The 18,140-nt window shown below is 61.5% G+C and carries 11 protein-coding genes and 2 pseudogenes; 8 read left to right on the forward strand and 5 right to left on the reverse strand.

The window, feature by feature from the left end:
* The first annotated feature begins 35 nt into the window (after nt 1–35).
* Both HRH33_RS16840 and HRH33_RS16845 read left to right on the forward strand, forming a co-directional pair.
* Nucleotides 36–1,652: an NADP-dependent glyceraldehyde-3-phosphate dehydrogenase gene (locus HRH33_RS16840; protein WP_123480093.1), complete on the forward strand. Its 1,617-nt coding sequence runs from the start codon at nt 36–38 to the stop codon at nt 1,650–1,652.
* Nucleotides 1,653–1,804: 152 nt separating this feature from the next.
* Nucleotides 1,805–2,866 carry an FUSC family protein gene (locus tag HRH33_RS16845; RefSeq protein WP_034136469.1) on the forward strand — a complete coding sequence of 354 codons (1,062 nt, stop codon included), beginning with the start codon at nt 1,805–1,807 and terminating at the stop codon, nt 2,864–2,866.
* A 71-nt stretch (nt 2,867–2,937) separates the two neighbouring features.
* Here HRH33_RS16845 and HRH33_RS16850 read toward each other — a convergent pair whose 3' ends face one another.
* Both HRH33_RS16850 and HRH33_RS16855 read right to left on the reverse strand, forming a co-directional pair.
* On the reverse strand, nt 2,938–7,596 hold the full coding sequence (locus HRH33_RS16850) for a YncE family protein (RefSeq protein ID WP_173603527.1): 4,659 nt from the start codon (nt 7,594–7,596) through the stop codon (nt 2,938–2,940).
* A 233-nt stretch (nt 7,597–7,829) separates the two neighbouring features.
* Nucleotides 7,830–8,582, reverse strand: a complete 753-nt coding sequence (locus HRH33_RS16855) for a TetR/AcrR family transcriptional regulator (protein ID WP_167417763.1) — start codon at nt 8,580–8,582, stop codon at nt 7,830–7,832.
* Between the two features lie 355 nt (nt 8,583–8,937).
* Here HRH33_RS16855 and HRH33_RS16860 point away from each other — a divergent pair, with 355 nt between their 5' ends.
* The 6 genes and pseudogenes from HRH33_RS16860 to HRH33_RS16885 form a co-directional block, all read left to right on the forward strand.
* Nucleotides 8,938–9,642: an ABC transporter ATP-binding protein gene (locus tag HRH33_RS16860; protein WP_034138592.1), complete on the forward strand. Its 705-nt coding sequence runs from the start codon at nt 8,938–8,940 to the stop codon at nt 9,640–9,642.
* Nucleotides 9,639–10,838 (forward strand): ABC transporter permease, encoded by a 1,200-nt coding sequence (locus tag HRH33_RS16865; protein ID WP_167417762.1) that lies wholly within the window; start codon nt 9,639–9,641, stop codon nt 10,836–10,838. The genes HRH33_RS16860 and HRH33_RS16865 overlap by 4 nt, the downstream gene beginning before the upstream one ends.
* Entirely contained in the window at nt 10,831–12,309 is a 1,479-nt protein-coding gene (locus HRH33_RS16870) for a TolC family protein (protein WP_034098732.1), read from the forward strand. The genes HRH33_RS16865 and HRH33_RS16870 overlap by 8 nt, the downstream gene beginning before the upstream one ends.
* A complete protein-coding gene (locus HRH33_RS16875; RefSeq protein WP_173603528.1) occupies nt 12,299–13,543 on the forward strand; it encodes an efflux RND transporter periplasmic adaptor subunit in 1,245 nt (414 codons plus the stop codon). The genes HRH33_RS16870 and HRH33_RS16875 overlap by 11 nt, the downstream gene beginning before the upstream one ends.
* A 39-nt stretch (nt 13,544–13,582) precedes the next feature.
* Nucleotides 13,583–14,002, forward strand: a pseudogene (locus HRH33_RS16880) (HlyD family secretion protein); the annotation flags it as partial.
* 153 nt (nt 14,003–14,155) lie between these two features.
* Nucleotides 14,156–14,461, forward strand: a pseudogene (locus HRH33_RS16885) (HlyD family secretion protein); the annotation flags it as partial.
* A gap of 144 nt (nt 14,462–14,605) precedes the next feature.
* On the opposite strand, the gene HRH33_RS16890 reads toward HRH33_RS16885, so the two are convergent.
* Genes HRH33_RS16890 through HRH33_RS16900 form a run of 3 tightly spaced genes read right to left on the reverse strand, consistent with a single transcriptional unit; the run spans nt 14,606 to nt 18,124 of the window.
* Nucleotides 14,606–16,000 (reverse strand): FAD/NAD(P)-binding protein, encoded by a 1,395-nt coding sequence (locus HRH33_RS16890; protein WP_167417760.1) that lies wholly within the window; start codon nt 15,998–16,000, stop codon nt 14,606–14,608.
* 12 nt (nt 16,001–16,012) lie between these two features.
* Nucleotides 16,013–16,780 carry an ABC transporter ATP-binding protein gene (locus HRH33_RS16895; RefSeq protein ID WP_034098739.1) on the reverse strand — a complete coding sequence of 256 codons (768 nt, stop codon included), beginning with the start codon at nt 16,778–16,780 and terminating at the stop codon, nt 16,013–16,015.
* A gap of 3 nt (nt 16,781–16,783) precedes the next feature.
* Nucleotides 16,784–18,124 carry an ABC transporter substrate-binding protein gene (locus tag HRH33_RS16900; RefSeq protein ID WP_034138599.1) on the reverse strand — a complete coding sequence of 447 codons (1,341 nt, stop codon included), beginning with the start codon at nt 18,122–18,124 and terminating at the stop codon, nt 16,784–16,786.
* Between the last annotated feature and the right edge of the window lie 16 nt (nt 18,125–18,140).

Genomic DNA, 18,140 nt, shown 5'->3' on the forward strand with positions numbered 1-18,140 from the left:
CAGTCAAGTTTTGTAACTATTACAGGGATAGCTCCATGACCACTCAGCCCTTGCTCGCTCAGCTGTTTCCTACTTCCACCGCCGAGATCCCAGAGCAATACCGCCTGGCAGCGCCCATCGAACAGCGTGACTACCTGGTGAACGGCCAGTTGCGGGTGTGGAATGGCCCGCTGGCCCAAGTGCACAGCCCGGTGCAACTGGGTGACCAACGGGTGGTGATCGGCAGCACGCCGCTGCTGGACGCCGACACCGCCCTCACCGCCCTCGACGCCGCCGTGCGTGCCTACGATCGTGGCCAGGGCGAATGGCCGACGATGCGCGTAGTTGACCGCATCCGCCACGTCGAAGCGTTTTTGCGGCGCATGCGCGAGCAGCGCGATGGGGTGGTCAAGCTGCTGATGTGGGAGATCGGCAAGAACCTCAAGGATTCCCAGAAAGAATTCGACCGCACCTGCGACTACATCACCGACACCATCAACGCCCTCAAAGAGCTGGATCGCCGCTCCAGCCGCTTCGAGCTGGAACAGGACACCCTCGGGCAGATCCGCCGCGTGCCGCTGGGCGTGGCGCTGTGCATGGGCCCCTACAACTACCCGCTCAACGAAACCTTCACCACCCTGATCCCGGCACTGATCATGGGTAACACCGTGGTGTTCAAGCCGGCCAAGCTCGGCGTGCTGCTGATCCGCCCACTGTTGGAAGCGTTCCGCGACAGCTTCCCGGCCGGGGTGATCAACGTGATCTATGGCAGCGGCCGCGAGACCGTTAGCGCGCTGATGGCCAGCGGCAAGATCGATATCTTTGCGTTCATCGGCACCAACAAAGCCGCCAGCGACTTGAAGAAACTGCACCCCAAGCCGCACCGCTTGCGGGCCGCTCTGGGCCTGGACGCGAAAAACCCCGGCATCGTGCTGCCCGAGGTGGACCTGGACAATGCCGTCAGCGAAGCGGTGACGGGCTCGCTATCGTTCAACGGCCAACGCTGCACCGCGTTGAAAATCCTCTTCGTGCATGAAGAGGTGGTCGAGGCTTTTATCGAAAAATTCAACGCACGCCTGGCGACGCTCAAGCCCGGGATGCCTTGGGAGGACGGCGTTTCGCTGACGCCGTTGCCGGAAGTGGGCAAGGTCGATTACCTCAACGGCTTGGTGGCCGACGCGACGCAGCACGGGGCCCAGGTGGTGAATGCCAATGGCGGGGTCAGTCGCGGTTCGTTCTTCTACCCGGCGGTGCTGTACCCAGTGAATCCGCAAATGCGCGTCTACCACGAAGAACAATTCGGCCCGGTGGTGCCGATCGTGCCCTACCGCGACCTGGATACCGTGATCGATTACGTTCTGGATTCGGACTTCGGCCAACAGCTCAGCCTGTTCGGCACCAACCCCGAAGCCATCGGGCGCCTGGTGGATACCTTTGCCAACCAGGTCGGGCGCATCAATATCAACGCTCAATGCCAGCGCGGGCCGGACACCTTCCCCTTCAACGGGCGCAAGAACTCGGCTGAAGGCACGCTGTCGGTACATGACGCGTTGCGCGTGTTTTCGATCCGCACCCTGGTGGCGACCAAGTTCCAAGAGAGCAACAAGGCACTGGTCAGCGAGATCCTGCGCAACCGTGATTCAAGTTTCCTGACCACTGACTACATCTTCTAAGTTCACCTCGGTCAAACAATGTGGGAGAGGGCTTGGCTTCGATAGTGGTGTGTCAGCTAACCGATTCTTTACTGATCCACAGTTATCGGGGGCAAGCCCCCTCCCACATTTGGATTGTTTATAGCTGGAGAGTTGAGGGTCCTTTGTTATCAATGAATCTGCCGATGTTTGCCCGGCGCCTGTTGCGCCCCTTGCTCGACCCCTACCGCCGCTACCGGCATGCCAAGCTGATCCACGCCGTGCGCGTGTCCATCGGCTTGCTGGCCACGATCCTGCTGACCACCGGCATCAACCTGCCCCACGGCGAATGGGCGTCGGTAACCATGTTGATCGTGATCGGCGGGCTGCAGCACCACGGCAATATCGGCAAAAAAGCCGTGGAACGCGCCTACGGCACCTTAATCGGTGCCAGTGTCGGTCTGCTGCTGGTGGTGCAACAGGCCTACTTCGGCCTACCGCTGCTGACCTACCTGCTAATGTCGGTGGTGTGCGGGTTCTTCTCCTATCACGCCATCGGCAAGGGCGGTTATATCGCGCTGCTGTCGGCGATCACCGTGTTTATCGTCGCCGGCCACGGTGACAACCCGTTGTCGGATGGTTTATGGCGTACCGTGGATATTCTCATCGGTATCGTCCTGGCCCTGGCGTTCTCCTTCGCCCTGCCGCTGTATGCCGTGTATTCGTGGCGCTATAACCTGGCCAGCGCCCTGCGTGACTGCGCACAGATCTACAGCCGGATCATCAGTGGAAAGTCGGTCACCGATGATGAACACGTCAAACTGCTCAACCGTTTGAATGCGGCAATGGTGCAACTGCGCTCGCTGATGCCGTCGGTATCCAAGGAAGTGCGCATTTCCATGACCGAGCTGGACGCCATCCAGCGTCATCTACGGCTGTGCATCAGCACCCTGGAGATTCTCGGCAACACCCGTCCCGACCCTCGCGACGAACAAGCGATGGCCCGTATGCAGGCCGTCTTGAAGGCCGAGCATCGGCAGATCCGTGTGCAATTGGTGGGGATGGCGCGGGCGTTGAAATCCGGCATGACCGAACGACTGGAGCGCCCAAGTACCGGCACGGGCCGCGAGCCCACGCTGGATGCGCCGGTGTACAGCGCGCTGGATGGGTATCGGTTGTTAACGCTGCAACTAGCGGCGAATGTGGATGCGATGCGGGGGCGGTTGGCGAAGAGTGGGAAGTGTTGGGGGATTTGAAACTAAGTAAAAACACGTAACGGGTTTATCTTTCAAACTCCGTTACGTGTTAATCGGCGGTGAATGGATAATCAAGTCGGCTGTAAGCACCAGGCCGGTGCTCGATAGTTGACGCCTAAACACCTGATCTGTGTTGGCAGTCGCGTGTCCCAAGCAGCATCGACTAACGTGAAGCAATACACACCGTTGTCGATACACACCCAGTAAAAGGCATCATAAGGCACTGGGAACTGCGAGGATGGACCGTAGACTTTTTGCATATGTTCAAGACCGTTGGGCCAATCCAGACCAATGGCGCCGGGTAATGATCGGCGCCAGTTATAGGCGTCAGCGCTGCTTATCGCATGGGGGTATTCGCGCACTGCCCACACGTTCGAAACGTACACATTGTAAGACAACCAGTGCCCTGCATTGTCTCGTACATCAATGGTCGTGACGCCATTGCTATAGCCTGTCACTTTACCCGTCGAGGTCACCTGGGCGATGGCTGAGTTGCGTGATACATAGGTATAGGGCGGTTGACCTCCCGTGGGTACGCGAGTTGCTGCATTTCCAGGGTAATCCTGCCCATTCCTCGGCCAGTTGAATGCAATAATCGCAAACCCTTTCAAATCCATATCGCTACGATCGATCTGGAAAGCCTGCGAGACTTTGTAAGTCGTGCTCTGAAAAGGAGTCTCTCTGCCCGGAGTCTGACTACCGTCGAGCGTCACCTGGGCCTTGAGCTCTATCTGCTGGCCGTTGGGCACAGATTCCAACCAAGTGCGTAACACCGGTTTATTCGCCAGCCCGTTTGTCGCTTCTGACTGACTGATGGGCTCACCATTGAGCACATACAGGTCTCCCACATTCGCACTGCTGCAAATCAACCACACCCGTTGACCAGCGGCACTGAACGGCCATTTCGCCAGCGTAGCCATTGCATTACCGACAAAGGTGTTCAGGTCCAGCGTCGCTCCGGCAGGGGTGTTGTTGATCAACGGCCTTGGCATGTTCCCCACGGGGATCGGCGTCACTGTCACCGTTACTACGCCGGAATTTTTGGGCGAGCCGTTCCGGGTGACCTTGTACTGGAGGGTGAAAGTCTGGTTGGTACGACCGATATTGACCCCAATAGCATGCGCTGGGATGGGGAATGGAACGGTGCCCGATACACTGCCATTTTTCTCCGGGATGTTGGGAGAACCGGCAGCGCCATTACCCACCATGGTGACTTTGATGATGTCGGTGGTCAGCATGCCGTCGTAGCTCACTTCCACCGTGCCGCCATTCAAGGCACTTAAGGGCGCCAGCGTCTGGGAGGCACCGATACCACTGGCTTGGACCAAGTTGGGCAATCGCAACTCCCCAATGGCTGTCAAGACGCGATAGGTCGTCGACGGCAAGTCCACGGCCGTTGATCTATCTGTACTTCCATCAAACGTCACCGCACAACTAACCGTGATCTCCTGATTATTCGGCAACGCCGCCAACCAGGTGCGCAGCACCGTCTTATTCGCCAGGCCATTGTTGGCTTCGAGTGAGTTAATGTCATACGCGCTTAAAACTTCCAGAGGCGTGACGCCCGGAGCGCTGCAGGTGATCCATACCCGTTGTCCCGTGATACTCAACCGCCACTTGGCCAGGGCCGCGGTGGCGTTGCCAGTAAAGGTGTTGAGGTCCAGCGTGTCGCCATTGGCCTTAGCGTTGATCAATACCCGGGGCAGGTCCGATTCGCGGATCGTTTGCACCGTCAGCCGTTGTTCGAAGGAGTCCACCGGGCTGCCATTGATCATGGCGATATACATCAACTCGATGGTTTTACCCACGCTGGCGGCGAGGATCTGCTGGCTGATGGCAAAGTCCACACGACCGCCGGCCAGACCATTCTTAGCCGGAATATCGGCTTCGGAGCCATCGGGGAACAACCACTTCAACCGGATTACGTGTTCGCCGTTCATGCCGTCGTATTTCACCGTGACCGACGCGGTGTTTTCATAGTCCAGCGGGTAGATGGTCAGGGTCGCGCCCGGCCGGTTGTCAAATGCCGGGGCGGGCAAGGTGGAAGGCAGCGCCTGCACCGTGTGTTCGCGCACACCGAACAGCACGGCCGAGTTTATGTCGTAGCTTTCGGACAAGGTGACCCAGAACTCGATGGTCAGCCGTGAGCCATCCTTGAGCAGGCGCAGTTTGTCCACCGGGGTCGGAGGGAAAATGCCATGGGTGACGCCGTTCGGGGTCACCAGGTTGGCGGTGTAGGTGTGCTCTTTATAAATGCTGCCGTTGGCGAAAGTCCCTGTGTAGGTCATCCACATCAGTTGGTTGGGGGCGATGAAACTCCACACCGGAATACGCGTACGGGCGGCATCGTTGAGTTCTGCCAGCACCAACAGCACCTTGTCGCCCACCCCGTCGATGGTCGGCGTGGGCAGCCCGGTCAGGGGCAGCAGTTCCAGGTCCAGCACATCGGACTCATAGGGGAAGCTGCCGCGCGTGAAGTGGTACTGCACGCTGATGCGATTGCCGCCCTCGCGGATGCCTTTGGCGATGACCTCGGACGGTATGGGCACCTCTACTTCGTGGGTGCTGGGGTTGCCTTGTGCACTCACGGCCACGCTGCCAGTGCCGTCGGCGCTGATCCAGTCCACACGAATCTGATCGGTTGCCAGCATCGGCCGGAACTTCACCAACACATAGGTACCGTCTACCACGGCCAGCGGGTTGAGCTGGTCAGGGAATAACGAGGCACCTCCGACCACCGGCCGCTCCAACTGAACGCCGACGCCAACCGTCAGGTTCAGGGCTTCCGAACGCAGTTCCACCCGGGGCGGGCCTTGGCGTTCCAGGCTGTAGCTGATGCGTAAACTGCCGTTGTTGTTTTTGTCGAGAATGTCGCGGGTGACCGGATAGGGCAGTTCCCGGCCGGCGGTGGCGCCATTGATGTCCAGGGTACCGTTGGCGGAGCCGCCCAGGCCCGAGCCGATGCAAGACCAATGGAGCTTGTCGCCGGGCTGGGTATCGAGGTAAGTGAACGTCACCAGTACATCGCTGCCTGTAACGTCGGCGGGGTTGACGTTGTTGCCCACGGCACCTTGCAGGCGGGGCGCGGGCATGTCGGCCACGCGCTCGCCGATTTGGGCGCCCAGCATCAGGGAGCGCCGAGTCGTCAGGGCATTGCCGCCCAGGATATGAACGACACCGTCGTTGGTTTCGTAATAGATATCAATGTGACCCAGCCCATTGAACTGTTCCAGCTCGGCGGCGCGCACTGTGTAGGTGCCCCCCTGAGCGCCTGCCAGTTGATTTTGACGGTAGACAATGGCGTTGCCGCCCCCCGACGGTACGTGGGTGATGAACAGCGTCTCCAGCCAGCCGGGGTCATGGGGTTCGTAAAACGGCAGGGTGACCGTGATGTCTTCACCTGCCGGAATCAACCCCAGCTCGATAGGGCTGACATCGGGGGCCGGCATCAAGACCTTGGTGCCGACCACGGTGATGGTAGTGCTGCCCGATTGCCCCAGCGACACGCCGGCGGCGGTTTGCCACTCGAACGATACCCGAAATGAGCCGCCAACCCATTGAGCGATGATGCTGGCATCCACCGGAACAAAGGTGAAACCGAGGTTCTTGTCGGTAACCGGCTGCAGCACAATTGTCTGGGTGGTGCCGTCTTCGAGCATCCCGAGCAACGTCACAATGATCTGATGCCTGGGGAGGGGGGACGGAAACTGTTTGTCTGTAAGGGCGATCACTTCGAAGGTTGAGCCACTCTGGGTATCGAAGTCGATCTGCCTGGATTCGAGCTCTTCGCCGTCCACCAGGAAAATCGGCGGCCCCAACAGCGAAGGGTCCAATTCGGCGTCCAGGAAATAAGGTTTGGAATACTGATACTTTTCCCCGGAAAAATTTTCCACCACATCATGCACACGAAACCGAAGGGTCACTTTCCCAAGTTGCCCTCCCTTATCAATGATCGATTTGGGCACAAAGACCCGAATCGGTCCTGACCCGGCCGCCTCAGCCGGGCTCACGGTATGCTGCACAAACTCGCCATCCCAGGACAGCTCGATGACATCGTTCTGGCGGATGTGTTCGTACAGATCAATCAGGCACCAAAGGCCGCCCACAACATCGCCTGCGCCAATATTCGATCCTTCGGGGAAGCCTTCTACGCGCATGACCAGGCCGGTATGCCACGGAATGCCGGGGTCTTTGTCCATACCACCGGGGCGGTCGGTCTTGATCAAAAGGGTTCGCACAGGAGAGGTGCTTTCATTGCCACTGCCTATGCGAATCACTCGACCATAACTGGACACCTCACCTTCAGGAATAAATTCGGAGGGGATGGCCAGGTACTGTTGGGGATTTGCCGAACTCCACACGTAATCTTCGGCAACGGGAAAAGTCAGGTCTTCAAGATAAAAAGCAAAATAGTCGAGAAAGTTAAGATTCTGCCAGTTTTCAAACACGAACAGCGCATAAGGTCGTACATGGCGGATACCCAGACCGTAGGCCGCATTCTCAGGGTGGGCGGCGAGCTGGAGGTCGACCCAGGGGAAGGCCGAATATGGGTGATCCAGGTCTTCAATTCGTCGCGGTTCAGGGCGTTCCAGGCTGGGTGATTGATAGGGCACTGGAAGCGACGCGGCGGGTAGACCGCCCGAGATCGAATCGTTCTCGGGGTCAAGAGGGGTGTCGGACATGATGAATCTCCTGGCTGGGAGCGCGCTCAGGACTGGCGCGTTATGCAAGGAGAATCAAACCCCCATTCGGGTGGGGTGGGTAACTGTCAGAATTGACAGTGGCGACGAATGGCAGCCGTTGGCGTCCCGTTGAAGTGATCAACAACTTCACACTTTCTCTTACAAATTTTTCACGCTTTATTCACATCCCGAGACGTAGGGTGAAGCCTCATCCGTTACAAATGTTGCACATCAAGCCCGCCGCCCCAGCGGGCTTTTTTTTTGCCTCGAAAAACTACCGTTCAGTGCGACGCTTTAGCGCTTGGCGCCGCAGCCTCTTCACGAATCGCGCGCTGGGTGTCCAGCACCTTGGCCAGAGCGGTTTCCGCTTCAGGGCTCTGCTGCGGCACACGGATCGCTGCCGAGACCAGGGTAATCAGCTTGGCCATGACTTCCGCATCGGTAGCCGGACGGCCGAGGCTCATAGAATTCATCAGCAGGCGCAGCTCGGTGCCGGCCATCACCCCAGAGATGGCCTTGAGTGCAAATTGCAGGCGCACCCCCAGCTCGTTGCGCGGTAAATCCGGCAAGGCCAGGGCGAAGGCTTCGAAGAAGCGTTGGAACACCGGTTGGTAATGCACTTTGAGGTATTCCTGGATAAACGGCGACGTGTCGCTGTAGACGCGCCCCAGGAACCGAATGAACGAGCGCCCTTCTCCACTGGCCGGGTCGCTGCGCTCCAGGCCCATGGCCGGAGCGAAAAGCACGCCGAGCAAGGTGTCGCAGTCCAACGGGCCATCGGATTCGGCTTCGCAACGTGCCAACAATTCCAGGCGCTGTTCGTTGAGCGGTTCCAGGCGCTGCATCAGCAGGGTTTTCATCAGGGAATCCTTGTCCCCGAAGTGGTAATTCACCGCAGCCAGGTTGACCTGGGCACGCTCGGTAATCTGCCGTAACAAAACCGCGTCATATCCGTACTTGATGAAGAGAGCCTCTGTCGCATCCAGCAAGCGAGTCTTGGTAACGTTTGGAGCGCTGAGTTTCTTCGCGACCATTAGGGATCCCACGGAAATATTGTTTTAAAAAATAATTTGATTTTTTATACCGGGGCCGTCGTGCGAAAGCAAGCTGTGACACCTTACCGTGGCATTCAAAGCCTTACCGGACGGCTACTTGAGGGCAGACTGAAGGCGTTGAGGCAACCTGCTGAGGATGTGGGGAAAAACATTTCAAAGGGTAAAACCGCTCTATATCCATGGCTGGCGAAGCCCAGGGAACACGGTTAGTATTCAAACAATATTTTAAAAACAAGAAATTAAACCAGTCCGTAACCCGTACCTGTCACCCGCGAATTTGTTACAACGCTTTGCTTGGGGATCAGGCACCGTCGAGACTGAAGGCGTAGTCAAGATGACAGGCAACTCCACGCTCCCAGGCTTGATTTCCTTGCACGGCATCGGCAAACGCTATCAATTGGCCGGGCAGGAACTGTCCATTCTCAACGACGTATGCCTCTGCATCGCCCGTGGCGACAGTTGCGGCATTCTCGGTGCCTCCGGTTCCGGCAAAAGTACCCTGCTCAACATTCTCGGCCTGCTGGACCTGCCCAACTGCGGCCAGTACCACTTCGCCGGCCACGATATTTTCAGCGCCAGCCCCGACGAACTGGCGGCGATCCGCAATCAGCAGATCGGTTTCGTATTCCAGAGCTTCAACCTGCTGCCGCGCCTGAGCGCGCTGGACAATGTCGCCCTGCCCCTGAGCTATCGCGGCGTGTCGCGCCATGCCTCGGTGGAACAGGCCCTGCGCATGCTCGAACAGGTGGGCCTGGCCGAGCGCGCCCACCATCGCCCCGCCGATCTTTCCGGCGGCCAGCGCCAACGCGTGGCCATCGCCCGCGCGCTGGTGGGCAACCCGTCGGTGATCCTCGCCGACGAACCCACCGGCAACCTCGACAGCGGCACCGCTCAGGACATCATGAACCTGCTGCTGGCCCTCAACCGCGAACAGCAGGTCACCCTGGTCATCGTCACCCACGACCCGCAGATCGCCGAGCGCCTGGAGCGCAAGATCCTGGTGCGCAACGGTGTGGTGCAAGAGGTTGGGCGCCTATGAGCCTGCGGGTCGAGCAAAGCCTCAGCCAGCTGCTGCATGAAGCCCTCGTCAGTCTGCGCACCCTGGGCAAGCGCTCGATGCTGGCGCTGCTGGGCATCGTTATCGGCAGTTCGTCGGTGGTGGCGCTGATCAATATCGGCCATAACGCTTCGGTGGATGCCGCCTTGATCTTCAAGGACATGGGCACCGACACCCTGGTGGTGCAATTCCCCCCCAAGGGCAGCGCCAACGTGCCGATGCGCACGCACTTGGACCTGGACGCCGTGCGCCAGGCCGTTCCGGGCATTGCCCATATCGGCGCGCTCAGCCTGTTCAGCGGGCCCATCGTGTTCCATGGGCGCAGCGTCAACGCCAATTTCGTCGGTAGCACGCCGGATGTCGCTGCGGCGATGCGCCTGACCTTGCAACACGGCCGCTTCCTGTCGGGCTTCGATGTCAACGAAACCTACGCCGTGATCGGCGCCGACGTTGCCCAGGCCCTGAGCGCGCCGGGGGATCCCTTGCGGCTGGGGGACCGCGTGCGCATCAACGACTACCTGTTTCTGGTGGTGGGCCTGCTGCAGCCCCAGCCACGGGCGATGCTGATGCCGGTGCAGCCCGGCGAGTCGCTGTTTCTGCCCGCCGAGGGCATGCGGCGCATCTACGCGACGCCGCAGATCAACAACCTGATCATCCGCGCCGCTGCCGGCCAGGACATGGAACACCTGGCCCGGGCCGCGGCCGACGCCCTGCGCGCCCAACTCACCGAGCACGATGTCGACATCCAGGTGCCCCAGCAAATGATCGATGGCATGACGCGCCAGAGCCGCACCTTCGCTTACTTGCTGCTGGCCCTCGGCGCGATTTCCCTGATCGGCGGCGGCGTGGGCGTGATGAACGTGATGCTGATGAATGTCTCGGAGCGCCGCCGCGAAATCGGCATCCGCATGGCGCTGGGCGCGCGGCAGCGAGATATTCGCAATCTGTTTTTGCTCGAAGCGGTCACCCTCACCGCCGTCGGCGCCCTGTGCGGCGCGGTGCTCGGCATGACCGCCGCCTGGTTGTACGCCTGGTTATCGGGCTGGGTGTTCGACCTGGCGGCCGCCGCCCTGCCCTTGGGGGTGGGCAGCACATTGTTGGTGGGCCTGTTTTTCGGCATTTACCCGGCGGTCTCGGCGTCGCGGTTGCAGCCGGTGGAGGCCCTGCGCGATGAATAGATGGCTGCTGTGCCTCGCCCTGATCAGCCTGCCCGGCATGGCGGCCGACGTGGTCATCAAACCCTCGGCGCCCAGCACCACCCGCAGCGGCTACGACCGAGGCGTCTCGCTGAAAGCCCAGATCACCGACCTGACTCTGGGCGACGCCGTGTACCTGGGCCTGCGCAACAATCCAGCGATCCGCAGCGCTTACCTGCAACGGGTGGCGCAGAAATTCGACCTGCGGGTCGCCGAAGATGTGTTCAACCCCAAGCTGACCCTCAACAGTTCCTATCGCAGCACCCGCGGCTCGGTCGACAACGCGCGCAATGCCAATGTCACGCCGTCCAGCAGCCTGCTCGGCGAGTACGGCACGCGCCTGAGCATGTCCTGGACCCAGCAACTCAACAACGCCGACCGCGCCGGCCGCTACCGCAGCGACGGCCTGGACCTGGCGATCATCCAGCCGCTGCTGCGCGGTGCCGGCTGGGATGCCACCACAGCACCGCTGCGCCTGTCACGCCTGGCGGAACAGGCCAACCGCCTGAACCTCAAGGCCACCGTTGCGCAGACCATCAGCCAGATCATCGCCACCTACCGCGAGCTGCTGCGCGCTCAGGAACAATTGAGCATTGTGCAGGATGCGCTCAAACGCTCCGGCACCTTGCTGGAAGTCAACCGGGCCTTGATCGGCGCCGGGCGCATGGCCGAGTTTGAAATCGTGCAGACCGAAGCCGATATCGCCACCCAGCAACTGGGCGTGGAAGAAGCGCAGAACCAGCTGGACACCAATCGCCTGGCCCTGCTGCGCCTGCTGGCGCTGGACCTGTCCACGCCGATCCGCGCCACCGAAGCCCTGGAGGCCCGGCCCATGCAAATCGACAAGCGCCAGGCGTTCAACCTGGCGCAGACCCAACAGCCGGAATACCTCGCCGCCCTGCTCGGCAGCCAGCAAGCCGACCTCAACCTGGTGATCGCCAAAGACTCCGGGCGCTGGCAGGTGGACCTGGTGGCCGGCGCAAACCAGATACGTGACACCTACAATAACGACGCCGGCAGCAGCAATAACCGCACATGGGACAGCTATGCCGGCGTGCAGGTGCAGATTCCCATCGGGGATATCAGCACCCGCCAGGCCGAAGTGCGCGCGCGCGTGAATGTCGAGGACCAGCAGGTGCGCATCACCGACGCCCGCCAAGAGCTGGAGCGTAGCGTCAACGATGTGGTGCGCGACCTGGGCACACGCTGGCGCCAGTATGAAATCGCCCAGCGCGCCGTGGAGCTGTCGCGGCGCAAGATCGAGATCGAAAGGGAAAAACTCAGCGCCGGACGCTCCACCAACTTCCAGGTGTTGAGCTTCGAGACCGACTTGCGCAACGCTGAAAACGCGCAGCTCAACGCGTTGATCGCTTATCTGAACGCCCAGACCCAGCTCGATCTGACCCTGGGCATGACGCTGGAAAGTTGGGAAATTGCCCTCAATGACTACTAATCGAAAAGCCCTGCTGGGCGCTGTGCTGATCCTGCTGCTGGGCGGCGTGGGGCTGGCCCTGCGCAGCCCGGCCTCCGCTCCCGACGGCACGCCCGAGCAGTGGCTGGCGGTCAAGCCCGACGCGCTGGTGCATGAGATCGGCCTGGTGGGCAAAATCGAGCCCGACACCACGCTCGTGCTCACCGCGCCGTTTGACGGCAATGTGCAGGCCAATCTGGTCGAGCAAGGCCAGCGGGTCGAGGCCGGCCAGGTGTTGCTGCGCATGGACCCGGCCACCCTCGAAGTGCAATTGCGCGATGCCCTCTCCGCCCAACTCAAGGCCCGGCGCACCGTGCAGGAAATGCAGGACTGGGACAGCAGCCCCACCGTCAGCCGCGCCCGCCGCAGCCTGCGCACCGCGCAGATGAGCGCCGACAACACGCAGCGCAAACTCACCGAAAGCGAGAATCTGTTCAAACGCGGCATCATCCCGCGCAACGAATTGGACGACCTGCGCCAGCAAGCCCAGCAGCAGCAATTGGACCTCGCCTCGGCCCGCAGCGAACTGCAACAGGCGCTGGAACAGGGCAAGGGCGAATACCGCCAGATCGCCGATATGGAGCTGACCAACGCCACCGTGAAATACGAGGCCCTGCGCACCCTGCTCGCGGCCCAAGAGGTGAAGGCGCCGTTCTCCGGCATCGTGGTACCCGCCCCCGGCAACAACGCCCCGGCCAGTGGTGGCAACGCCAACGCGCCGATCCAGGCCGGCAGCAAGGTCAGCCAGGGCCAGGTGCTGTTTGGCTTGGCGAATATCGAACGGTTGAAGATCGTTGCCAAGGTGTCGGAGCTGGATATCAACCAACTGCACCAGGGCCAGGCCGTGGAAGTCATGGGCGACGGGTTCGACGGCGAACGGCTGAAGGGCTCCGTCAGCGTGGTCAGCGGTCTGGCCATCGCCAGCGACACCCAGGGCAGCGCACAGTTTCCGGTGACCTTGTCGATCCCCACACTCACCCCAGAGCAGCTACAGCGGGTGCGGTTGGGCATGAGTGCGCGGTTGACCATCGTCACTTACAACAATCAGCAGGCGATCGTGATTCCCAGCCAGGCGATTGAGCCGGACATGACGGTGGCGTACCGCGAGGCGATGGATAAACCGGTGCAACGGGTGAAGGTCACCACCGGCCAGTCGACGGCGCAAGGGGTTGAAGTGTTCGGCCTGAAACCCGGCCTTGTGAAAATCTCAAAATAAATGCAGATCCACTGTGGGAGGGGGCTGCCCCCGATAGCGGTGGCTCAGTCAAGAATTGGCCAACTGACACACCGCCATCGGGGGCAAGCCCCCTCCCACATTAAGTCCTTTGTCAGCTTCTATCAGACCTCTGTCAGCTTCGTGGTCAGCGGTCTGGCCATCGCCAGCGACACCCAGGGCAGCGCACAGTTTCCGGTGACCTTGTCGATCCCCACACTCACCCCAGAGCAGCTACAGCGGGTGCGGCTGGGCATGAGTGCGCGGTTGACCATCGTCACTTACAACAATGAACAGGCGATCGTGATTCCCAGCCAGGCGATTGAGCCGGACATGACGGTGGCGTACCGCGAGGCGATGGATAAACCGGTGCAACGGGTGACGGTCACCACCGGGCAGTCGACGGCGCAAGGGGTTGAAGTGTTCGGCCTGAAGCCCGGCCTTGTGAAAATCTCAAAATAAATGAAGACCCACTGTGGGAGGGGGCTTGCCCCCGATAGCGGTGGCTCAGTCAAGAATTGGCCAACTGACACACCGCCATCGGGGGCAAGCCCCCTCCCACATTAAGTCCTTTGTCAGCTTCTATCAGACCTCTGTCAGCTTCGTGGTCAGCGCCTGGCCATCGCCAGCGACACCCAGGGCAGCGCACAGTTTCCGGTGACTTTGTCGATCCCCACACTCACCCCAGAGCAGCTACAGCGGGTGCGGTTGGGCATGAGTGCGCGGCTGACCATTGTCACTTACAACAATGAACAGGCAATCGTGATTCCCAGCCAGGCGATTGAGCCGGACATGACGGTGGCGTACCGCGAGGCGATGGATAAACCGGTGCAACGGGTGAAGGTCACCACCGGCCAGTCGACGGCGCAAGGGGTTGAAGTGTTCGGCCTGAAACCCGGCCTTGTGAAAATCTCAAAATAAATGCAGATCCACTGTGGGAGGGGGCTTGCCCCCGATAGCGGTGGCTCAGTCAAGAATTGGCCAACTGACACACCGCCATCGGGGGCAAGCCCCCTCCCACATTAAGTCCTCTGTCAGCTTCTTTTAGTCCTTTGTCAGCTTCTGTTAGACCGCTGCCAGCTTCGAGGCCAGGGCTTTGGCTTGCAGCGCCACATCCGTCACCGCCGTGCTCTCCCACCACATTCCGCGCAACGGCGGGCCCATGGCGAACAGTCGCGCGCTGACCTGGCCCTGGGCATCCAGCACCGCCCCCGAGGCATCCGCTGCGATGCCCAATGCCAACGGCCCGGGCTGGATCAACCCGCGCTTGAGCAACTGCTGCGGCAAGGGCCGGGCTACGCGGCGCCAGTCGTATTCGATGCCGCTGGAGTTGATCAGCGCCGCGCCCGTCACTTGAGTGAGCGTCTGTTCGCCGCGTTGGCGCACCGCGATGGTGACGCCGCTTTGCGCGGGCACCAGCCCCTTGAATGACGCCGCACGAATGCGCAACCGCCCCTCCTCATGCAAACGCGCCACTAGCTGCGCGCTCAGCGGCGGCGAGCGGTGGTGATGACTTTCCCACCACGGCCGCACATGGCGCACGAACTGGCGCTTCTCGCGCTCGCTGGCCTGGCTCCAGAGACGGCCGATATGGACACGCACGGTGTCCAGCGGCGCTTGCCAGTCGATGCCCTGGGCCTGCGCGATGCTGCATTGGCGACGCAGTTCGCGCAGCAGTTGCCGAGGGCTGCGCAAGGCCGGGTCGGCAGCCAGGAAGTCGTCCCAGGCCGGCGGTTGCCGGCGCACATGGGGCAACAGTCCATGGCGCGAAAAGATCTCGATGGGCCCGCGATGCCCGGCCTGTTCCAGGGACACCACGGCGTCCACCATGGTCAACCCGGAGCCAATAATCAGCACCGTCGAGCGTGGATCCAGGCGCCTCATGGTCGCCACGTCCCATGGGTCGACCGCCGCCGCGTTGACGCCGCTGGAGTGGGTCTGCGGCGTGCGCGCCGCCGGGAACATGCCGGTAGCCAATACCGCAAAGTTACCGCGCAACCGCTGGCCGTTATCGAGGGTCAGCAGGGTTGAATCCGCATCCACCTGCACGTCGATCACTTCGGCCCTGACATGCTCCACCGTGGACGCCGAGCGTGCCTTGGCCTCGGCCAGCCGCTGCTGCGCATACACACCAAATAGCCCGCGCGGCGGGAACAGCTCGCTGATCGGCACCGCCTGCTCGGCCGACTCCGGCCAACCGCCGGCCGCGATGTGTTCGGTGAGCCACTGCGTGAGGTCGTCGGGGTTGTCCGGGTCCACGCTCATGCGCGCGGCGTTGCCGTTGAGGGTGTGGCCCAGTTCGACCGCACTGTAAGCCTCGCCTCGACCCAGTTCGGCGCGCGGTTCTATCACCAGGATCTGGCGCCGACCGGGCAGGCGCAGCAGTTGTACGGCCAGCATCGTGCCGCTCAGGCCGCCGCCGATGATCAGCACATCAGCGTTGCGGGTGGATTCCGTCATGCAGGTTCGCCCTTACTGTTTACCCAGGTAGATGTCATGCAGGTCGCCGCGCGCCCGCAGTTCAGCGGCACTGCCGCTCAAGGCCACGCGCCCAGTATCGAGCACATAGCCATGGGCCGCATAGGTGAGCGCGACGTTGATGTTCTGCTCGGCGATCAGGAAGCTCACCTGCTGCTCGCGGTTGAGCTGCGCGATGATCTCAAAAATCTCCTGCACGATCATAGGCGCCAAACCCATGGACGGCTCGTCGAGCAGTACCAAAGTAGGACGGGTCATCAACGCTCGGCCGATGGCGACCATCTGTTGCTCGCCGCCGGAGGTCAGCCCGGCGCGGGTGTGGCGCTTGGTCTTGAGCCGTGGGAACCAGGTGTAAATGCGCTCCAGGTCCTGGGCCATGGCCTTGCGGCTCAAACGCCGCACAAAGCCGCCGCTGCGCAGGTTGTCTTCCACGCTGAGCTGGCCGAACACATGGCGGCCCTCCAGCACATGCACCATGCCCTGGCGCACGCGCTGGTTGGGATCAATGCCGGCCAAGTCCGCACCGGCATATTCGATCACCCCCCGGCTGACCTCGGCGCGCTCGGCGCGCACCAGCCCGGAAATGGCCTTGAGGGTGGTGCTCTTGCCGGCGCCATTGGCACCCAGCAAGGCGACGATGGCGCCCTTGGGCACGCTCAGTGACACCCCGGCCACCGCCAGGATCGCGCCGTCGTAGATCACCTCGATATCGTTGACAGTCAACAGCGCCGGGCTCGCCGACACACTGGCAGGTTGGTTCATGGCTTATTCATCCCCGGTGCAGGCGCGTGGCGTCAGGCCTTTTTCCTTGGCGAACGCGGCGGACTTCTCGTCGATCAGCGGGCGCAGCAGCGCACGGTCGGCGGCGATCCAATCGCTGATCAGCGTCCAGTTCGCACCGTCCCATTGCTGCACCCGCGCCGAGCCGCCGCCTTCGTGATCGCGGCACGACAGTTTCAGGTTCTGCATCAGGCCCAGGTAGCCCATGTCTTTCAAGCGCGCATCGTCGATGTTCAAGTGCTCCAGGCCCCAACGCCCCTCTTCACCGTTGAGCGGACGCTTGCCGAACTTGGCCTGGGCGGTGCGGATCGCCTCGACCGCCACGGCGGCGTTCACCAGGCCGGAGTTGTAGTAGACGCTGCCGAAGTTCTTCAGGTCCTTGAGGTCGCTGTGGCCTTTGTCGAGCACGTATTGTTTGAGGCGTTTGTGAATCTCGAAATCCGCCCCCGCCGGGTACGGTGTCAGCGCCAGGTAACCCTTGGCGGCGGCGCCGGCAGGCAGCACATCCTCGCTGGAGCTGGCCCAGATATCGCCGATGATATGGTCCACCGGAAAGCCGAAGCGCGCCGCCGTCTTCACCGCCACCGGCGTGGACACGCCCCAGGTACGCAGGAACACCCAATCCGGGTTGGCCTGGCGCACCTGGCGCCATTGCGCGGATTGTTCGTTGCCCGGATCGGCCACCGGGATCTGGATATTTTCAAAGCCGTATTTTTCCGCCAGCAGCTTCAGCGGGCCGAGGGTTTCACGTCCGTAGGCCGAGTCGTGGTACACCGTGGCAATTTTCTTGCCCTTGAGTTTGTCGAAACCGCCCTCCCGCTCGGCGATGTAGTTCACCAGACTCGATGCCTCGCTGTAGAAGGTCAGCATCACCGGGAAGTTGTAGGGGAATACGGTGCCGTCGGTGGCCTCGGTACGCCCGTAGCCGAGGGTGATCAACGGGATCTTGTCCACCTCGGCCCGCTCGCTCAGCGCATAAGCCGCTGGCGCGCCATTGGGTTGGTACACCGCGACCGGGGCGCCATCCAGACCGTTTTTAAAGCGCTCGTAGCACTCGATGCCTTTCTCGGCGGTCCACTCGGTCTCGCATTCCTGCCACACCAGTTTCACCCCGTTGATGCCACCCTCGACCTCGTTGATATAGCGCAAATAGTCGATCATCCCGGCCCACACCTGCACGCCGCTGGACGCGTAGGCGCCGACCCGGTAGGTCGCCAGCGGGATAAATTGCTGGTCCGGGGACGCCACCGCCGGGGGTACGCTGGTGGTGAACGCAGCCACGGCTAACGCGGCGCCGGCCAGGGATTGTTTGAAGGATGCACGCATAGAAAGTTCTCTTGAG

The organism is Pseudomonas rhodesiae (genome assembly GCF_013285305.1).
GTDB lineage: Bacteria > Pseudomonadota > Gammaproteobacteria > Pseudomonadales > Pseudomonadaceae > Aquipseudomonas > Aquipseudomonas rhodesiae.

What these genes read in the sequence shown, in the direction of transcription:
- HRH33_RS16855 (WP_167417763.1), bottom strand. Translation starts at nt 8,582, where the DNA reads ATGGTCGCGAAGAAACTCAGCGCTCCAAACGTTACCAAGACTCGCTTG.
- HRH33_RS16870 (WP_034098732.1), top strand. Translation starts at nt 10,831, where the DNA reads ATGAATAGATGGCTGCTGTGCCTCGCCCTGATCAGCCTGCCCGGCATG.
- HRH33_RS16890 (WP_167417760.1), bottom strand. Translation starts at nt 16,000, where the DNA reads ATGACGGAATCCACCCGCAACGCTGATGTGCTGATCATCGGCGGCGGC.
- HRH33_RS16840 (WP_123480093.1), top strand. Translation starts at nt 36, where the DNA reads ATGACCACTCAGCCCTTGCTCGCTCAGCTGTTTCCTACTTCCACCGCC.
- HRH33_RS16875 (WP_173603528.1), top strand. Translation starts at nt 12,299, where the DNA reads ATGACTACTAATCGAAAAGCCCTGCTGGGCGCTGTGCTGATCCTGCTG.
- HRH33_RS16865 (WP_167417762.1), top strand. Translation starts at nt 9,639, where the DNA reads ATGAGCCTGCGGGTCGAGCAAAGCCTCAGCCAGCTGCTGCATGAAGCC.
- HRH33_RS16895 (WP_034098739.1), bottom strand. Translation starts at nt 16,780, where the DNA reads ATGAACCAACCTGCCAGTGTGTCGGCGAGCCCGGCGCTGTTGACTGTC.
- HRH33_RS16845 (WP_034136469.1), top strand. Translation starts at nt 1,805, where the DNA reads ATGAATCTGCCGATGTTTGCCCGGCGCCTGTTGCGCCCCTTGCTCGAC.
- HRH33_RS16860 (WP_034138592.1), top strand. Translation starts at nt 8,938, where the DNA reads ATGACAGGCAACTCCACGCTCCCAGGCTTGATTTCCTTGCACGGCATC.
- HRH33_RS16900 (WP_034138599.1), bottom strand. Translation starts at nt 18,124, where the DNA reads ATGCGTGCATCCTTCAAACAATCCCTGGCCGGCGCCGCGTTAGCCGTG.